This is a genomic window from Actinomadura craniellae (assembly GCF_003289645.1).
In the GTDB taxonomy this organism is placed as follows: Bacteria; Actinomycetota; Actinomycetes; order Streptosporangiales; family Streptosporangiaceae; genus Actinomadura_D; species Actinomadura_D craniellae.
Genome location: NZ_QLYX01000013.1, coordinates 234773 through 249753, shown reverse-complemented (window position 1 = coordinate 249753; position 14981 = coordinate 234773). Strand labels below are relative to the sequence as shown.

Annotated in this window: 19 protein-coding genes; 7 read left to right on the top strand and 12 right to left on the bottom strand. The window is 72.0% G+C overall.

Features of this window, described 5'->3' with window-relative positions:
- Positions 1–124: 124 nt before the first annotated feature.
- The 3 genes from DPM19_RS35425 to DPM19_RS25755 all read right to left on the bottom strand — a co-directional run bounded on the left by DPM19_RS35425 (position 125) and on the right by DPM19_RS25755 (position 1635).
- On the bottom strand, positions 125–424 hold the full coding sequence (locus DPM19_RS35425; RefSeq protein WP_158566892.1) for a hypothetical protein: 300 nt from the start codon (positions 422–424) through the stop codon (positions 125–127).
- Between the two features lie 168 nt (positions 425–592).
- Positions 593–787 (bottom strand): DUF397 domain-containing protein, encoded by a 195-nt coding sequence (locus tag DPM19_RS25760; RefSeq protein ID WP_111870589.1) that lies wholly within the window; start codon positions 785–787, stop codon positions 593–595.
- Positions 788–789: 2 nt separating this feature from the next.
- A complete protein-coding gene (locus tag DPM19_RS25755) occupies positions 790–1635 on the bottom strand; it encodes a helix-turn-helix domain-containing protein (RefSeq protein WP_111870588.1) in 846 nt (281 codons plus the stop codon).
- 162 nt (positions 1636–1797) lie between these two features.
- Here DPM19_RS25755 and DPM19_RS25750 point away from each other — a divergent pair, with 162 nt between their 5' ends.
- The 4 genes from DPM19_RS25750 (at position 1798) to DPM19_RS25735 (ending at position 5260) form a co-directional block, all read left to right on the top strand.
- Positions 1798–2523, top strand: a complete 726-nt coding sequence (locus DPM19_RS25750) for an ATP-binding protein (RefSeq protein WP_146778988.1) — start codon at positions 1798–1800, stop codon at positions 2521–2523.
- Between the two features lie 65 nt (positions 2524–2588).
- Positions 2589–3704 (top strand): serine hydrolase domain-containing protein, encoded by a 1116-nt coding sequence (locus tag DPM19_RS25745; protein WP_111870586.1) that lies wholly within the window; start codon positions 2589–2591, stop codon positions 3702–3704.
- Between the two features lie 27 nt (positions 3705–3731).
- A complete protein-coding gene (locus tag DPM19_RS25740) occupies positions 3732–4403 on the top strand; it encodes an endonuclease V (RefSeq protein WP_111870585.1) in 672 nt (223 codons plus the stop codon).
- Positions 4404–4498: 95 nt separating this feature from the next.
- Positions 4499–5260 (top strand): glucose 1-dehydrogenase, encoded by a 762-nt coding sequence (locus tag DPM19_RS25735; protein WP_111870584.1) that lies wholly within the window; start codon positions 4499–4501, stop codon positions 5258–5260.
- Here the strand turns inward: DPM19_RS25735 and DPM19_RS25730 are convergent.
- The 4 genes from DPM19_RS25730 to DPM19_RS25715 are packed head-to-tail and all read right to left on the bottom strand — an operon-like array spanning position 5254 to position 7678.
- Positions 5254–5574 carry a cytochrome C oxidase subunit IV family protein gene (locus tag DPM19_RS25730; RefSeq protein ID WP_111870583.1) on the bottom strand — a complete coding sequence of 107 codons (321 nt, stop codon included), beginning with the start codon at positions 5572–5574 and terminating at the stop codon, positions 5254–5256. The two genes, DPM19_RS25735 and DPM19_RS25730, sit on opposite strands and share 7 nt — an antisense overlap.
- A gap of 3 nt (positions 5575–5577) precedes the next feature.
- Positions 5578–6171: a cytochrome c oxidase subunit 3 gene (locus tag DPM19_RS25725; protein WP_199485278.1), complete on the bottom strand. Its 594-nt coding sequence runs from the start codon at positions 6169–6171 to the stop codon at positions 5578–5580.
- Entirely contained in the window at positions 6171–6944 is a 774-nt protein-coding gene (locus tag DPM19_RS25720; protein WP_111870582.1) for a hypothetical protein, read from the bottom strand. The genes DPM19_RS25725 and DPM19_RS25720 overlap by 1 nt, the downstream gene beginning before the upstream one ends.
- Positions 6941–7678: a hypothetical protein gene (locus DPM19_RS25715; RefSeq protein ID WP_111870581.1), complete on the bottom strand. Its 738-nt coding sequence runs from the start codon at positions 7676–7678 to the stop codon at positions 6941–6943. The genes DPM19_RS25720 and DPM19_RS25715 overlap by 4 nt, the downstream gene beginning before the upstream one ends.
- Positions 7679–7803: 125 nt before the next feature.
- Between DPM19_RS25715 and DPM19_RS25710 the strand changes: the two genes are divergently transcribed.
- Entirely contained in the window at positions 7804–8451 is a 648-nt protein-coding gene (locus DPM19_RS25710; RefSeq protein WP_158566891.1) for a TetR/AcrR family transcriptional regulator, read from the top strand.
- Positions 8452–8468: 17 nt separating this feature from the next.
- Here DPM19_RS25710 and DPM19_RS25705 read toward each other — a convergent pair whose 3' ends face one another.
- Entirely contained in the window at positions 8469–9905 is a 1437-nt protein-coding gene (locus DPM19_RS25705; RefSeq protein WP_111870579.1) for an amidase, read from the bottom strand.
- A 93-nt stretch (positions 9906–9998) separates the two neighbouring features.
- On the opposite strand from DPM19_RS25705, the gene DPM19_RS25700 reads away from it, so the two are divergent.
- Positions 9999–10556, top strand: a complete 558-nt coding sequence (locus tag DPM19_RS25700; protein WP_111870578.1) for a TetR/AcrR family transcriptional regulator — start codon at positions 9999–10001, stop codon at positions 10554–10556.
- 218 nt (positions 10557–10774) lie between these two features.
- On the opposite strand, the gene DPM19_RS25695 is transcribed toward DPM19_RS25700, so the two are convergent.
- Positions 10775–12088 carry an ATP-binding protein gene (locus DPM19_RS25695; RefSeq protein ID WP_111870577.1) on the bottom strand — a complete coding sequence of 438 codons (1314 nt, stop codon included), beginning with the start codon at positions 12086–12088 and terminating at the stop codon, positions 10775–10777.
- Positions 12085–12765: a response regulator transcription factor gene (locus tag DPM19_RS25690; RefSeq protein ID WP_111870576.1), complete on the bottom strand. Its 681-nt coding sequence runs from the start codon at positions 12763–12765 to the stop codon at positions 12085–12087. The genes DPM19_RS25695 and DPM19_RS25690 overlap by 4 nt, the downstream gene beginning before the upstream one ends.
- Before the next feature lie 27 nt (positions 12766–12792).
- Here DPM19_RS25690 and DPM19_RS25685 point away from each other — a divergent pair, with 27 nt between their 5' ends.
- The gene (locus DPM19_RS25685) at positions 12793–13257 is read left to right on the top strand and encodes a hypothetical protein (RefSeq protein WP_111870575.1); all 465 of its coding nucleotides are present in this window, start codon (positions 12793–12795) and stop codon (positions 13255–13257) included.
- Here DPM19_RS25685 and DPM19_RS25680 read toward each other — a convergent pair.
- Together DPM19_RS25680 and DPM19_RS25675 are read right to left on the bottom strand one after the other, a co-directional pair.
- Positions 13196–14122 (bottom strand): PfkB family carbohydrate kinase, encoded by a 927-nt coding sequence (locus DPM19_RS25680; RefSeq protein ID WP_111870574.1) that lies wholly within the window; start codon positions 14120–14122, stop codon positions 13196–13198. The two genes, DPM19_RS25685 and DPM19_RS25680, sit on opposite strands and share 62 nt — an antisense overlap.
- Before the next feature lie 81 nt (positions 14123–14203).
- On the bottom strand, positions 14204–14848 hold the full coding sequence (locus DPM19_RS25675; protein ID WP_158566890.1) for a PaaI family thioesterase: 645 nt from the start codon (positions 14846–14848) through the stop codon (positions 14204–14206).
- Positions 14849–14981 lie beyond the last annotated feature (133 nt).

The following is a 14981-nucleotide window of genomic DNA, read 5'->3' as shown; positions in this document are numbered from 1 at the left end:
ATACAGCCGCACGGCTCGTTCACGCAGCTCATCGGGGTACTTACGGGGTGGTGCCACGAAAACTTTCCTTCCAGGTCTGAACGATCAGACCAGGTCTGGAACTCTCCGGCAAAACGGGGGAAGCTCACAACGCCGCCGCGACCTCCGCCGCGGCGAACTTCGGCACATCGCTGTCCCACACCCCCGGCAGGCCCACCACCTCCCGGCGCACCCGCTCGGCCACCTCCACCATGTCGGCGTACAACTCCGCCTGCTCATGCGCCACCTGCCGGGCCCTGGCCCGCAGAACGACCACCGCGTCATAACCCGACAACCGCGACCGATCCACCGATGCCAACACAGTCGCCAACCCCGGACCCGGCGGCATCTCCGCCAACCCCTCAGGAAGGCAGACACCGCCCTCGGGAACCACCTCCGACAGCATCGAACACACCCCCTCGATCGAACATATGTTCGCATTGTAGCAGGGTGAACACAGACAGCAACAGCACAGGTCTACGCGGGTCAGCGGAGTCATCCCACGACCAACGCGTCGACCCGGGCAACCTCGATGCGCCGCCGCTGTGATCGTGCGGCTCCGGTGCCGACCGGGTCAGTCCAGCGTGCCGCGCTTCACATCGCCGAGGAAGGCCGCCCAGCCTGCCGGAGTGATGATCAGAGGACGCCCATCAGGCCGCCGGGAGTCACGAACGGCCACGGCCTCAGCCAGGGCCGCGACCTCCACGCACTGAGTGCCGTGCGTGTCGGACCGGCTGCTCTTCCGCCAGACCGCCTGCGAAAGATCCACTGCTAGACCCCGATCTCTGCGATCATCCTTTCGATCAGCTTAACCGAGTCATCCTCTGACAAAGCGGTACGAGTCAGGCGGCCAAAGTCGGCCTGGCAGGTCGCCACCTCCCGCGCCTCCTCAAGGCATCGAGCACCGGTCCGGTACTCGATGTAGCCGATATCAGGATCATCCGGCTCAGGGAACGTCAGGATCACGAAGGGCCAGCCGACCGAGGGGTAGATGCCCGCCTCGAACGCGAGCACGCGGATACTCACGTTCGGCAGCCTCGCCATCTCGATCAGGTGCCCCATCTGTTCCCGGGTGGTCCCGGGATCACCCGCGCCCCGGCGCAGGGCCGCCTCGTCGACGAGCGCACGCAACGCAAGAGGGTGCTCTGCGCGCAACCGCTCCTGGCGCTTGCCCCGTGCCGCCACCCGCCGCTCCACCTCGTCCGAAGAGATGCGGGAGTCGGCGGATCGCACCACCGCACGCGCGTAGTCGGCGGTCTGCAGCAGACCCGGCACGATGCTTGGCTGATACGTGCGGACGAGCGACGCCTCGGCCTCCAGTTGCACGTAGGGGCCAGGCAACAGGTCACGGTAGGACGACCACCAGCCACCCCGCTTACGGGCGTCGCGCCCCAGAGCGAGCAGCCGGTCCCGCGTCTCGGCATCGGCCCCGAAGAGCATGAGCAACTGGCGGAGGTCGCTGGCGCTCACCGAACTCTGCGCGTTCTCGATCCTGACGATCTTGTTGCTCGACGACTCCAGGTGCTCGGCGACGTCATCTTGGGACAGGCCCTTACGCGCCCGCAAGGCGCGCAGCTCAGCGGCCAGCCGTCGCCGCAGGACAAGTGACGCACTCATTTATTAGCTCCCACCTTGTTAGGTAACAAGTTATGCCCTACGGTGATGCAGGTAACAGCATGCCACCACCTAGTGACGGTATGGGGCGCGATGGCGCAGAACCCTCCACGGGCCGGTGCATGCCCTGACCCGCTCTGCGGCGGAACCCCCTGGAGGCGCTCGATGACGAGCAGTAACCCTTCGCACATTCTCTGTGGTGGGGCATGTCTGTTCCCGCTGCCCGCCGGCCCGACCTGTGCCGCGGCGGCGCGGGCGCTGTTGCGCTCCGTCATGGGAACGCTCGGCCTGCCCGATGAACTGATCGAGGACGGTGTCCTCTCGGTCAGCGAGCTGGCCGCCAACTCCCACCTGCACACCGCCCCGGGCGCGGGAGCGGAACTGTGGGTCTGGGGGCGGACCAGGCCGGTCCCCCAGCTGGTCGTCTCGGTGTTCGACGGTGACCGCTCCGCCATGCCTCGCCCGGGGTCGGCGAACCTGCTGGATGAGCGCGGCAAGGGGCTGGCGATCGTCGATCACCTGGCCCTGGACTGGGGTTCCCACTTCTCCCGAGGCCGGCTCGGTGCCGGGCCCCGTCCTGGCAAGTGCGTGTGGTTCTCGCTCGCGCTGTCCGTTCCGTGGCCCTGGACGTCCCGGATCATCTCCCCGGAACTGGCCGCCCGACGGCTGGTGGACGTCCTCGGCGCGCGGGGCCTCGTCGCCGGCCGCCGCGCCGGAGGGGGAGGAGTCTTCCTCGTCACCGCCGGCGAGCTCGACGTGTGGGTCGAGCCCAGGTCCTTCTCCTGGTGCGACGGCGCCGGCGGCCGGGTCCGGCTTCCCCTGCTGGACCTCCAGGACGCCGCCGAACACGTCGTCCGGCGGGTCGAGGAGGCCGTGTCCGGCCGGAGGTGAGTGTCTACCTCCCGGCCGGGGATTCCGGCATGATCCGGTCAGACCGTTTCTCGGGGAGGGCGTGCATGAACATCGAGGGGCAGTGCGATCCGGCGTTCGCGGCCGTGCGGGACGCGTTCGAGCGGAGCTTCGCGGCGGGCCGGGAACTGGGCGCCACGGTCGCCGTGTACGCGGGCGACCGGAAGGTCGTCGATCTGTGGGGCGGGGTGGCCGACCGCCGGACCGGCCGGGAGTGGCGGGCCGACACCCCCTGCCTGACGTTCTCCTGCACCAAGGCGGTGACCGCGACCGCGGCCCTGTTGCTGGCCGAGCGCGGCGCCTACGACGTCGACGGGCCGGTGACGAAGTGGTGGCCCGAGTACGGTGTGGCGGGCAAGGAGGAGACCACCGCCGCGCACCTGCTGTCCCACCAGGCGGGGTTGCCCGCGTTCGACCGGACGGTGGCCGCCGAGGAGGCGGCCGACCCGGCGGCGCGGGCGGCGGAACTGGCCGGGCAGGCGCCGCTGTGGACGCCGGGTGCGGCGCACGGCTACCACGCGATGACGTTCGGCTGGCTGGCCGGCGAGATCGTCCGCCGGCACGCCGGGTGCACCGTGGGCGAGTTCGCCGGGCGGGAGTTCACCGGCGGGCTGGAGCTGTGGCTCGGCGCGACCGACGAGGTGATCGGGCGGAGCGCCAGGCTGAGCGCGGGCCGCCGGCCGGAGGGCGGCGGCGCGGGCGATGTGAGCGCCTACCTCGGCAGCCTCATGCATCGTGCGCTGGACAACCCCGCGCCGGGCCGGGGCGGCTTCAACAACCCGGTGGTGTTGCGCGGTGGCTGGCCCGCGTCGGGGATGGTGGCGACCGGGCGGGGCCTGGCCGGGTTCTACCGCGACCTGGTCGCCGGGCGGATCCTGCGGCCGGAGACCCTGGCCGACGCGATCAGGCCCCGGGCGGCCGGCCCGGACCGGGTGCTGCTCACCGAGAGTTCCTTCGGGTTGGGCTACATGCGCCCGGCCTCGACCTTCCACCTGCCCAGGACGGCGGCCTTCGGCCACACCGGCGCGGGCGGCGCGGTCGGCCTCGGCGACGTCGAGGCGGGGATCGGGCTGGCCTACATCCCCAACCTGATGGGAAACCGGCTGGCCGGGGACACCCGCGCCTACGACCTCGTCGAGGCCGTCTACGCCTCTCTCTCCTGACACCGCCCGCGGACATAATGATCTGCCATGGACGTACGGCGACCACCCACCTGGCCGGCCACCCCGCAGGAGGCCCTGGCCGAGCAGGACCGGCTGCGGCCGCTGGTGGACCTGGCCGGACCCGGCCCGCAGACGATCGCCACGGCGGCCGGGCTCGACGTCACCTACGCCGGTGACCGGCTGGCCGCCGCGGTGGTGGTGCTCGACGCCGGCACGCTGGACGTCATCGAGGAGTCCGTGGTCGAGGGGGTACCGGCGTTCCCGTACGTGCCCGGCCTGTTCGCGTTCCGGGAACTGCCCGCGCTGCTCGACGCCCTGGAGGCCCTGACCACCGTCCCGGACCTGCTGGTCTGCGACGGGCACGGCCTCGCCCATCCGCGGCGCTTCGGCCTGGCCTGCCACCTGGGGGTGCTCACCGGCCTGCCCGCCGTCGGGGTGGCCAAGACCCCGCTGCTCGGCGGCTACGACGAGCCGGGGCCCGAGCGCGGCGCCGCCTCCCCGCTGCGCGACGGCGGCGAGACCGTCGGGACGGTGCTGCGGACCCAGGCCGGGGTGAAGCCGGTGTACGTCTCGGCCGGCCACCGCATCGACCTGCCCACCGCCCGCCGGCACGTCCTGGCGCTCAGCCCGAGGTACCGGCTGCCGGAGACCACCCGCCGCGCCGACCACCTCTCCCGGCAGGTGCTGCGCGCCCCCTGACGCACCCTTGTTCCTTGACCAAACGTTCGTTAGGTTGACCGCGTGCGGCCGGCCGCCGCGGTGGCGGGCGGGGAACGTCCTGGGAGGACCATCTGATGGGACGGCTCGACGGCAAGGTGGCCCTGATCACCGGAGGCGCCCGCGGCATGGGCCGGGCGCACGTGCGCAGGTTCACGGAGGAGGGCGCCCGGGTCGTCTTCGGCGACGTGCTCACCGAGGAGGGTGAGAAGCTCGCCGCCGAGCAGGGCGACGCCGTCCGGTTCCTGCGCATGGACGTCACCGAGCCAGCCGACTGGGAACGCGCCGTCACCACCGCCACCGACGCCTTCGGCGGGCTGGACGTGCTGGTCAACAACGCCGGGATCATCCGGCACCGGACCATCGAGGAGATGGACCTCGCCGAGTTCCGCCACGTCCTGGACGTCAACCTGACGGGCCAGTGGCTGGGCGTGAAGGCGGTGATCGCCCCGATGCGGGCCCGCGGCGGCGGCTCGATCATCAACGTGTCGTCGGTGGAGGGTTTCATCGGCGCCGCGGGCATGTCCGCCTACGCCGCGAGCAAGTTCGGCGTCCGCGGGCTCACCAAGTCCGCGGCCCGGGAACTCGGCGGGTACGGGATCCGGGTGAACTCCATCCACCCCGGCGGCATCCTGACGGCGATGGTCACGGACCCGGAGGTGGTCGCGGCCACCGCCGAGAGCGCCGCTGGCCTCATGAAGGCGCTGCCGCTGGGCCGCCTGGGCCGCACCCGCGAGGTCGCCGGCCTGATGGTCTACCTGGCCTCCGACGATTCGTCCTACTGCACCGGCAGCGAAGTCGTCGTCGACGGCGGCATGATCACCGGCGCCGGCTACTGACTGCCCGGCCAGAAAAGGTAGATGCCGAGCAGGGTGATCCAGAGGACGGCGAGCCACGCGTCGGTCGCGGTCTGGAGCCAGCGGGGGGCGTGCCGGACTTCCATGAAGTAGCGGATGATCAGGCGGCATTTGACCAGGCCGAGGAGGACGATCGCGGCAGCCGGTCCCCAGCCCAGGTCCGCCGAGGATTCCGGCTCTCCGGGGGCGAGGAGCCAGGCGAGGACGGTCGCGGCCGACAGGGCGATCCAGACCAGGAGGAAGGCCCGCCTGTCCTTTTCCAGGAGCGCCTTGTCAGTGGTGGCAGGCGTGGTCATGGGTCACCTCATGAGGTAGAGGATGGCGAAGATGACGACCCAGAGCAGGTCGATCATGTGCCAGAACAGGACGCTCTGCTCGATGATCCCGGGCCGCCGCCCGCGGGGGTCGCGCAGTTCGCGGACCGCGATGCCGAGGATGAGGAGGCCGAGGACGAGGTGGGCCAGGTGGACGCCGGTGAGGACGTAGTAGAAGCTGAAGAACTCGTCCTGGATCGTGTAGCCCTGGGTGATCTCGGAGTGCCACTCGTGGACCTTGAGGAGGGTGAACAGCACGCCGCACGCCCCGGTGGCCAGGAGCAGCCGTTCGGCCTTCTTCAGGGCTCCTTCCCGGACGGCGATGACGCCGAGGGCGGCGAACACGGAGCTGGTCAGCAGGATGACGGTGTTGGTGACGCCGATCCCGATGTTCAGGTGCCGCTGGGCGGCGGAGAACTCCTCGACCGACAGGGCGCGGAAGACCATGTAGGTGACGAAGTAGCAACCGAAGAAGAACAGGTCGCCGAGGACCATCACCCACATGTCGATGTCGCCGGGCAGCCGCCTGTCCCGGTCCGGGGAGCGCCGTGGCGTTCCGCGGGTCGCGGTGCCCGTCATCAGGCCTCCCGGGCGTAGAGGGCCGGGGTACGGGAGGTCTCGGCGCCGGCGGCTCTCCGCATGAGGTGCAGGAGGCAGACGACCCAAAGCCCGAAGATGACCACGGCGATGTAGAAGGTGATCATGCCGTTCCAGGCGAGCGCGCCGGAGTGGAAGAGCCACATCTGGGTGGCCACGACCTCGGTGACGATCTGCCAGATGGAGATGTAGGCGAACCATTTGGGGAAGACGCGGTTCCTGTCGTACAGGATGGCGATCGCCAGGACGGCGTAGGCGGCGGTGAAGCAGCCGAGGGATCCGTTGTAGGACAGCATGCCGAGGTCGTAGAGCAGGTGCAGGACCCGCTCGTCGCGGTCGGGCCGGAAGGTCGCGGTGAGCCAGCAGATGAGCAGCAGGTGGAATCCGGGGATGGCGCCCACACCCATGGCGGCGATGTAGGCGTAGGCGAGGACCTTCCCCGACGACATGCGCTTCATGAAGTAGCCGATGATGCCGTTGGAGACCGCCGCGCCCCCGGCGATGACCAGGAGGAACACGAAACCGACCTGGATGCCCAGCTGGTGCTTGTCGAACCAGAGCGCCACCTGGAGGTCGGTGACGTCCGGGCGGGGCGGCGGGGTGGCACGTCCCAGCAGGCACACGCCCACCGACATGGCGGTGTAGAAGGCGGCGAACAGCCAGTAGACGAGCCGGACGTCGCGGCTGCCCCCGCGTTCGGGCCGCTCGCCGTCGGCCGGGTCACTCCCGGTCAGGGTGGAGGTCGCGCTGGTCATGACCCCTCCTGCTCGGCCTGGCGCCGGAGTGCGGTCCGCACGACGAAGAACATCACCAGGACGAAGAGCGCGAAGGCTCCGTTGCGGAGCCAGAAGGACACCAGCCCGTCCCAGGCCAGGGGGCCGGCACGGAAGACCGCGGCCCCCGCCGAGGGGGCCATGGCGAGCGCCGTGAGCAGGGCGTAGTGCCCGACCCACCGGGGGAAGACCGGGGTGCGGTCGTCGTCGGCGTAGACCGCCAGGGCCAGGAGCACGAACTGGGCGACCAGCATGCCGATCGGTGCGATGAAGGTGATCCACGCCAGGTCGTTGAGCACCTGCACCAGCTCGTCACCCCGGTCGGGACGGAACGCGGCGACGGCGAAGAAGATGTTCGACAGCGCGAAGAGGGTCGCCCCCGCCACGACGGCCGTGAGGTAGGAGAACGCGTAGATGTGGCTCTGGCCCTTCATCCGCTGCATCTGCGCCATGATCAGCACGAAGAACGGGACGAGCATGATGCCGCACAGGTTGAAGCCGACCATGCTGAAGCGGATCAGCGCGGTGTTGTCCTGGTAGAACGCCCCGACCTCGGCCGCCGTCATGCCCGGGGACATGGGCGGGAAGAAGCCGGGGAAGGCGACGAACAGCACGAGCAGGACGAGCGCCACCGCGGGGGACGACCAGAGGGCCGCCCGCTGCGCCCGCAGGTTCGAGGCCGACGATGACTTCTCTTTCTCGGCGAGGACCTGCATACCTATCCCTTTCTCTTCAGACGTAAGGGAGGTTCTCCTCAATGGCGAAGAAGCTTGGCACGGCCGGAGCATGGCACGGTTTTCTGACGGTAGTCAATGATTGGGATGCCCTAGGATGCCTGACCATGGCGAGGGGATCTCCAGATTCAAAACATGACCACCGTCAAGGGCGAGCCGTACCGGTACGGGCACGTTCCCACGCGAGCCGGGACGCCATCATCCAGGGAGCCCTGGCGCTGTGGCGCACCAAGGGCTTCGCGGCGACCACCGTCACCGACATCTGCAAGGCCGCCAACGTCTCCAAGGCGCTCTTCTACGTGTACTTCGCCCGCCGGGAGGACGTCCTCATGGAGGTCGAGGTGTTCACGATCCGTGACGCCCACCTCGCCGCCCAGGCCGTCGCCTCCCGCCCCTACGACCTGTTCGACCTGATCAAGGCCGTCATCGAGACCCTGGAACAGGGCGTACGCCACTACCCGGCGGAACTGGTCTTCGAAACCGTCCTGGAGACCTACCGGATCGAACGGCGCGCCCTCGCCGACGGCGCCACCGAAGCCGACCTCGCCCTCCTCTTCCTGGAACCCTTCGAACAGGCACGACGCGACGGCGAACTCCCCGCAGGCATCGACATCGTGCGCGCTGCCCGCATCGCCCAGGTGCTCGTGGGGGACGCCATCAGGTGCCGGGCCGCCGGCGATCTCGGTGAACAGCCCCTCGCCGAGAGCCTGGCCAGAGAGATCAGCGCGCTCATCGGCGGCCTCGGACCCGGCTGAAACGGCACGACGTTCCCTCAGCTTTCGAGGCGCTGGGGCGTACCGGGCACCGCGGCGGTACAAAACGGCGGGTGGCGGTCGGACCAGCCCTCGACGGCCTCCAACTGGGCGGCCAGGGAGATGAGCGTGGCCTCGTCGCTGTCGCGGCCCAGCAACTGGGCGCCCACGGGGAGGCCCGCCCGGGTCAGGCCGGCGGGAACGTTGAGGGCGGGCCAGCCCAGAACGTTCCAGGCGAACGCGAACGGGCAGGCCGCCGAGGAGGCCGACCCGGTGGCCAGCCAGCCCCTGCCGTCCAGCGCACCGACCCGGAGCGGGGGCTGCGCGGTGGTGGGGGTGAGCACCACGTCGGCGTACCGGAAGATCCGGCCGACCCGCCGGCGCAGCACCGGCTCGGCCCGGCGCATCAGCGGCAGCGCCCGCCGCCCGAGGGTCCGCCCGATCGCGGCCTCCACCCGGGTGCGCGGCTCGGGGTCGGCGTCCGGCACCGCGTCGAGGCAGTCGGCCACCCCGGCGGTGCCCCGGGCGATCAGGCTCAGCCCGACCGCACCGTAGTCGGGGTCGGCGGGGAAGACGCGGTGGCCCAGCTCGGTCAGCCGCCGGGCGATCCGCTCCACCGCGGTCCGGATCTCGGGGTGCACCGCACCCGGGGTGCCGAGCGGGGTACGGAAGGACAGCGCGATCCGCAGCCGGCCGGGGTCGCGCCGCGCCGCCTCGGTGAACGGGACCAGCGGCGGGTCCAGCCGGTTGACGTCGCCGGGGTGGTTGCCGGTGAGCACGTCCAGCAGCAGCGCCGCGTCGGCCACCGAACGGGCCAGCGGGCCGTCGGTGGTGATGCCGTGGAACGCCTCGGCGGCGGGCCAGGCGGAGATCCGGCCGCGTTGCGGCTTGATGCCGACCAGGCCCGTCCAGGCGGCGGGGATGCGCACCGAGCCCGCCCCGTCGGAGCCGACCGCCGCGGCGACCATGCCGGCCGCGACCGCGGCGGCGGACCCGCCGGACGAGCCGCCGGGCGTGTGGCCGGGGCTCCACGGGTTGCGTGCGGCCCCGAACCCGGGCGACTCGCTGAACGGCCACTGGCCGAACTCGCAGGTGGTGGTCTTGCCGATGATGATCGCGCCGGCTTCGCGGAGCCGCCGGACCGGCTCGCCGTCGGCGGTGGCGGGGCGGTGCGCGCCCCGGCAGGCGAACGGGGTGGTCTCCCCGGCCAGGTCGGTGTCGTCCTTGATCGCGATCGGCACGCCCAGCAGCGGCCCCCAGTCGCCCGCGTCCAGCCTCCGGTCGGCCTCGGCGGCCTCCTTGCGGGCGGCGTCGGCCCGGACGGTGCGGAAGGCGCCCAGCTCGGACCGCGCGGCGATGCGCTCCAGCGAGTGCTCGACGAGTTCCCGGGCCGAGACGTCGCCGTGCACCAGGAGTTCGGTCTGCGCGACCAAGCCGAGGTAGTCGAGATCGTCCATCGGCGCCGTCCTCCGCTATCGTTCGTTCGAACGAACGATATCCGGGCCGGCCGCGCGCCGGGAACCCCGGCCGATGCGGGACACTTGATCACGATGAGCGCTCGCGACCGAATCCTGCACGCCGCCCTGCACCTGATCTCCGAGCGGGGCGTCGGTGCCCTCACCAACCGGGCGGTGGCCCGCGCGGCGGGGGTCTCGCTCGGCTCGCTGACCTACCACTTCCCCAGCCAGACCGACCTGCTGCGCGAGTGCCTGAACCGCTTCGTCGACGACGAGATCGCCCGCATCGCCGAGTACTCCGAGCGGCTGCGCGACAGCGTCGTCGCCCCCGAGCAGGCCGCCGACGAGATCGAGAAGGCGGTCGAGGCCGTCTCCCACGGCCCCGACCAGATCGCCACCCTCGAACTGCACCTGCAGGCCGCCCGCGACCCCGGGGTGCGGGACGCGGTGACCCGTTCGTTCGCCGCCTACGACCGGCTGGCCACGGCGATCCTGAACGCGCTGGGCATCCCGGACGCCGAGCGGCACGCCCCGACCGCGGTGGCCCTGATGTACGGGCTCGCCCTGCGCCGCCTCTCCACCGGCGACTCGGCCGCCGGCACCGCGGACTCGCTGCGCCTGTTCCTGCTCGGCGTCCTGCCCCGGACATGAGAACAGCGATCCGCACGGCCCCCGAGCGGGTGGGGCCGTACGGATCGCACACCTCAGTCTCGACCTGCGTCGACGATCGCCATTGACTCCAGCGGCTCGACCTCCGTGCTCTCGATGCGGTGACACGATCACGCTAACCGCGCCGCCGCCCGGGCAGAAGGCGTTTAAAACTCCCTTAAGGGGGCGCTGAGCGGGCGCTAATCCCCCACCCGTCCCCGTCATCGCGGGCGGCGGCGCAGCCCCCGGCGGGACGGCGCCCGGGCACCCGTGCGCAGCCACATCTGGACCTGCGCGCCGCCCAGCGCGGAACGCTCGATGCGCAGGTGACCACCGGTGGACTCGGCCGCCCGGCGGGCGATGTCCAGGCCGAGCCCGGTGGAGCCCTGGCTGCTGCGCCCGCGCTCCAACGCCGCGACCGGGTCGGCGATGCCCCGGCCGGCGTCGGCGACCAGGATGCCGGTGACCCCCTCCCCCACGTGCAGGGTGACGGCGAACGCGGTGCCCTCCCCGGTGTGCCGGAAGACGTTGCCCAGCAGCGCGTCCACCGCGGCCTCCAGTTCCCCGGCGGGCAGCGGCACCGGGGCGGGCCGGTCGGCGCTGATCAGCTCGCACGCCCGGCCCTCGTCCTCGGCCAACGCCGACCAGAAACCGACCCGCTCGCGCAGCACCTTGGCAGCGTCGCAACTGCCCCGGCCGCGCGGCCGGCGGGCGGTGCGGATGATCAGGTCCACCTCGCGTTCGAGCTGGTCGACGGCCGCCCGGGTCTGGTCGGCGACCGGGCCGGGGGTCAGCGCCTCGACGTTCAGCCGCAGCGCGGCCAGCGGGGTGCGCAGCCGGTGCGACAGGTCGGCGGCCATCTCCCGCTCCGCGGCGAGCAGCTGCGTCACGTGGTCGGCCATCGCGTTGAACGCGATGCCGGCCTCGACCAGCTCCGGCGGCCCCTGTGGATCGACCCGCACGCTCAGGTCGCCGTCGCCCAGCGCCCCGGCGGCGTCGGCCAGCCGCCGGGTGGCCCGGACCATGCGGGCGCCCAGCCGGTCGGCCACCAGCACCGAGCCCGCCACCAGGGCGCTGCCCACCAGCGTCATGACCAGCCAGGCGGTGCCGACGCCCTGCGAGAGATCGCCCGCGGGCAGGTAGACCTCCACCACGGCCGTCTTGTCCTGGTCCAGCGTGACCGGCTGGAGGAACGCGTAGCCACCGCCGACCGGGGCCGCGTAGGACTTGCCGCGCCGGGCCGCCTCGGTCAGCTCCGCCCGCCCGGCCCAGCCGGGCCCGACCCGCCCGCCGTCGGGCAGGTGCACGGCCATCCGCCGGGCCGCACCGGCCTGGGTACTGGCCACCGCCCGCTCCAGCGCCGACCGCTCGGCGGTGACGACCAGGACGGGGCCGATCGCGTTGGCCTGCCGCTCTGCGTCGGTCAGCGCCCGGTCCCGGGCGATCTCCCGGACGGTGAGCGCGAGCGGCACGAGGAACGCCAGCGCCACCATCGAGGTGACGGCCAGCGAGACCAGGAAGACGACCCTTCTCATCGGTCCGGTGCGGTCAGCCGCACCCCCACCCCCCGCACGGTGTGCAGGTAGCGGGGGGCCGCCGCCGTCTCGCCCAGCTTGCGCCGCAGCCAGGACAGGTGGACGTCGATGGTCTGGTCGTCCCCGTAGGCCTGCCGCCAGACCTCGGCGAGCAGTTCCCGCCGGGAGACCACCCGGCCCGGCCGGGCGGCCAGGTAGGCCAGCAGGTCGAACTCCCGGCGGGTCAGCTCCAGCGGCGTGCCGTCGAGTTCGGCCTCGCGCCGGTCGGGGTCCACCGACAGCCCGCCGACCCGGAGCACGGCGGTGGCCCCGGCCGGTCCGGCCCGGCGCAGCACGGCCGCCAGCCGGGCGCTCAGCAGCTCTCCGGTGAACGGCTTGACCAGATAGTCGTCGGCGCCCGCGTTGAGCAGCCGGACGATCTCGGCCTCGTCGTCACGGGCGGTAGCAATGATCACCGGTACGTCCGACACGCCGCGCAGCATCTTCAGCGCCTCGGCGCCGTCGAGATCGGGCAGCCCGAGGTCGAGGACGACCACGTCAGGCGGGCTGCTCGCCACCTCGCGCAGCAGGTCCATGGCCGTGCCGGCGCTGCGGACGGTGTACATGCGGGCACTCAGGTCCCGGATGAGCGCCGCCCGCACGATCGCATCATCTTCCACCACGAGGACACTGGCCATGCACGCACCGTATGCCACTATGTCGGAATGCGGCGGGCAGTCACGTACGTTGCCCCGTGGGCGGTGGCCACCGTCCTCGCCGTCTCGCTGTCCTGGCTGGGCGTCCGAGACGTTCTTCGGCATGCCATCTTCGACCGGCCCGGTGCGATGCCCGCCGTCGGGCCCGTGATCCTCGACAGCCCGAGCCCACCGCCTTCGGCCCGCCCCTCCCCCTCGCCCTCCCCGACGAAGCAACGGCCCTCCCGCAAACCCGATCCGCCGAGCAACGTGCGCAGCTACACCGTGCGCGGCGGCCGGGCCGCCCTCCAGGTCATGAGCGACCGGGTGAAGCTGGTGTCGGCCACCCCCAACCCCGGCTACGAGACACGGCTCGGCAAAAACGAGGGGTGGCTACGGGTGGACTTCCTCCGCGACGACAACGCCTCATCAATCATCGCCACCTGGCACGACGGGCCGCCGATCGTCCAGATCTACGAGTACCAGGCGGACTGATCCAGTCCCGGGTGCCGAACGAGGCGCACGCCGCGGCGGCGACGCCGGCCGCCCGCTCCAGCGCCCCGACGAAGTCGAACGCGGCCAGGCCCGCCGCCAGTTCGACGGCCAGCGCCCCGTGGAAGACGTCGCCGGCCCCCAGCGTGTCGACGACCGCGGTGCGGGGGACGGGGACACGCCCGGCCCCGTCCGGCCCCGCCCACAGCACGTCCTCGGCACCGCGGGTGATCGCGGCCCAGGTGACGCCCGCCTCCCGCAGCAGGCGGAGCACCTCCCGGTGGTCCGTGACGCCCGGCGGCCGGAAGTCGGCCGAGCAGACGGCCACGTCGATGTACGGCAGCAGGTCCCGGGTGCCGGCTTTCCAGCTCCCGCCGTCCAGCAGCGTCGGGCGTCCCAGGTCGCGGGCCGTCCGGACCCCCGCCGCCGCGAGCCCGGGATGGTGGCCGTCCACCTGGACCACCGACCCGTGCCCGACGAGTCTCGCGAACCGCTCCGGCGGCCGGAGGGCGTACCCGCCGGCGTTCGTGGACACGACCGCCCGCTCGCCGGTCCCGGCGGTCACCATGATCGTCGACACGGCCGGGGGGTCATCGCGATCCGGGTCCAGGTCGATCAGGTCCACCCCGCCGTCCCGCAGGTCGGCCCGGATCCCGGCCGCCAGCGGGTGCCGGCCCACCCCGGTGAGCAGCGTCGCCGTACCGCCCAGCCCGGAGAAGGCCACGGCCGCGTTGGCGGCGGGACCGCCCGCCGCCACCGTCTGCCGGAACGCGGTGATCTTCTCGTCGGGGCCGGGGACGTGATCCACCGACTGGATGACGTCCAGGGTGCACAGGCCGATGAAGATCCCTGCGGGGGCGTCGGTCATGTCTCCTCTTCCACCAGGGGGCGTCGTCCCCCGGCGGGTACCCCGCTCGCCGGCCCTCCCAACGCGGGATCGCCGGCGGATTCAGCCGACCCGGGGCTGGACGAACATCGCGGTGGCCTCGATGGTGACCTTGCCGTCGGGGTCGAGGACCTGAGCGTCCACGAAGCGCTTGCGCCCCTCCACCCGGGCGACTCTGGCCTCGGCGCGCAGCGGCACACCGAGCAGGGTGGGGCGCCGGTAGGTGAGGGAGAGGGTGGCGGTCATGCCCGGGGTGCCGTTGGCCGCCGCGGCGAGGCCGAGCAACTGGTCGAGGATGAGCGCCGACACCCCGCCGTGCACCATGTGCGGCGGGCCCTCGTAGACATGGCTCAGGGTGAACTCGGCATAGGCGCCGCCACCGGGCAGCGTCTCGATCCGCACCGGCGGCGCCACCGGGTTCAGCGCGCCCGAGACCGGGTTGGCGATCTGGCTGTCGAGGCCGTACAGCCCGTCCACCGAGGTCGGCGGGGTGCTCCGGCGGACGGCCGACAGGCGGGCGGTCAGGGCGGCGACCTCTGCGCGGACCGCGTCGATCTCGGCGTCGTCGACACCGGTGAAGACCGTGGCCTCGATCAGTCCGCGCACCTCGTCCGCGAGCGCGGCCCGGACCGCCGCCCGCTCCTCGGTGAGAGCGTCGGCCTGCCGTTCCCGCATCACCCGGGCCATGATTTCGGCCAGTGTCTCCACGCTGTCCCCCACCGTAGTGCCATTCGAATCGGATTCTAGATTGCCGTTCCGCCTGCCGGGCGCGGAGTTGACCAAGCTCACACCGGCCGCCGGCCGGTCGGGTCCGGAATCGCTGATCCGGGCGAAAAGAGAG

Bases quoted from the DNA above. Each gene is read 5' to 3' on its own strand.
- DPM19_RS35425 (WP_158566892.1), bottom strand. From the start codon at position 424: ATGCTGTCGGAGGTGGTTCCCGAGGGCGGTGTCTGCCTTCCTGAGGGG.
- DPM19_RS25755 (WP_111870588.1), bottom strand. From the start codon at position 1,635: ATGAGTGCGTCACTTGTCCTGCGGCGACGGCTGGCCGCTGAGCTGCGC.
- DPM19_RS25750 (WP_146778988.1), top strand. From the start codon at position 1,798: ATGACGAGCAGTAACCCTTCGCACATTCTCTGTGGTGGGGCATGTCTG.
- DPM19_RS25745 (WP_111870586.1), top strand. From the start codon at position 2,589: ATGAACATCGAGGGGCAGTGCGATCCGGCGTTCGCGGCCGTGCGGGAC.
- DPM19_RS25740 (WP_111870585.1), top strand. From the start codon at position 3,732: ATGGACGTACGGCGACCACCCACCTGGCCGGCCACCCCGCAGGAGGCC.
- DPM19_RS25735 (WP_111870584.1), top strand. From the start codon at position 4,499: ATGGGACGGCTCGACGGCAAGGTGGCCCTGATCACCGGAGGCGCCCGC.
- DPM19_RS25730 (WP_111870583.1), bottom strand. From the start codon at position 5,574: ATGACCACGCCTGCCACCACTGACAAGGCGCTCCTGGAAAAGGACAGG.
- DPM19_RS25725 (WP_199485278.1), bottom strand. From the start codon at position 6,171: ATGACGGGCACCGCGACCCGCGGAACGCCACGGCGCTCCCCGGACCGG.
- DPM19_RS25720 (WP_111870582.1), bottom strand. From the start codon at position 6,944: ATGACCAGCGCGACCTCCACCCTGACCGGGAGTGACCCGGCCGACGGC.
- DPM19_RS25715 (WP_111870581.1), bottom strand. From the start codon at position 7,678: ATGCAGGTCCTCGCCGAGAAAGAGAAGTCATCGTCGGCCTCGAACCTG.
- DPM19_RS25710 (WP_158566891.1), top strand. From the start codon at position 7,804: ATGGCGAGGGGATCTCCAGATTCAAAACATGACCACCGTCAAGGGCGA.
- DPM19_RS25705 (WP_111870579.1), bottom strand. From the start codon at position 9,905: ATGGACGATCTCGACTACCTCGGCTTGGTCGCGCAGACCGAACTCCTG.
- DPM19_RS25700 (WP_111870578.1), top strand. From the start codon at position 9,999: ATGAGCGCTCGCGACCGAATCCTGCACGCCGCCCTGCACCTGATCTCC.
- DPM19_RS25695 (WP_111870577.1), bottom strand. From the start codon at position 12,088: ATGAGAAGGGTCGTCTTCCTGGTCTCGCTGGCCGTCACCTCGATGGTG.
- DPM19_RS25690 (WP_111870576.1), bottom strand. From the start codon at position 12,765: ATGGCCAGTGTCCTCGTGGTGGAAGATGATGCGATCGTGCGGGCGGCG.
- DPM19_RS25685 (WP_111870575.1), top strand. From the start codon at position 12,793: ATGCGGCGGGCAGTCACGTACGTTGCCCCGTGGGCGGTGGCCACCGTC.
- DPM19_RS25680 (WP_111870574.1), bottom strand. From the start codon at position 14,122: ATGACCGACGCCCCCGCAGGGATCTTCATCGGCCTGTGCACCCTGGAC.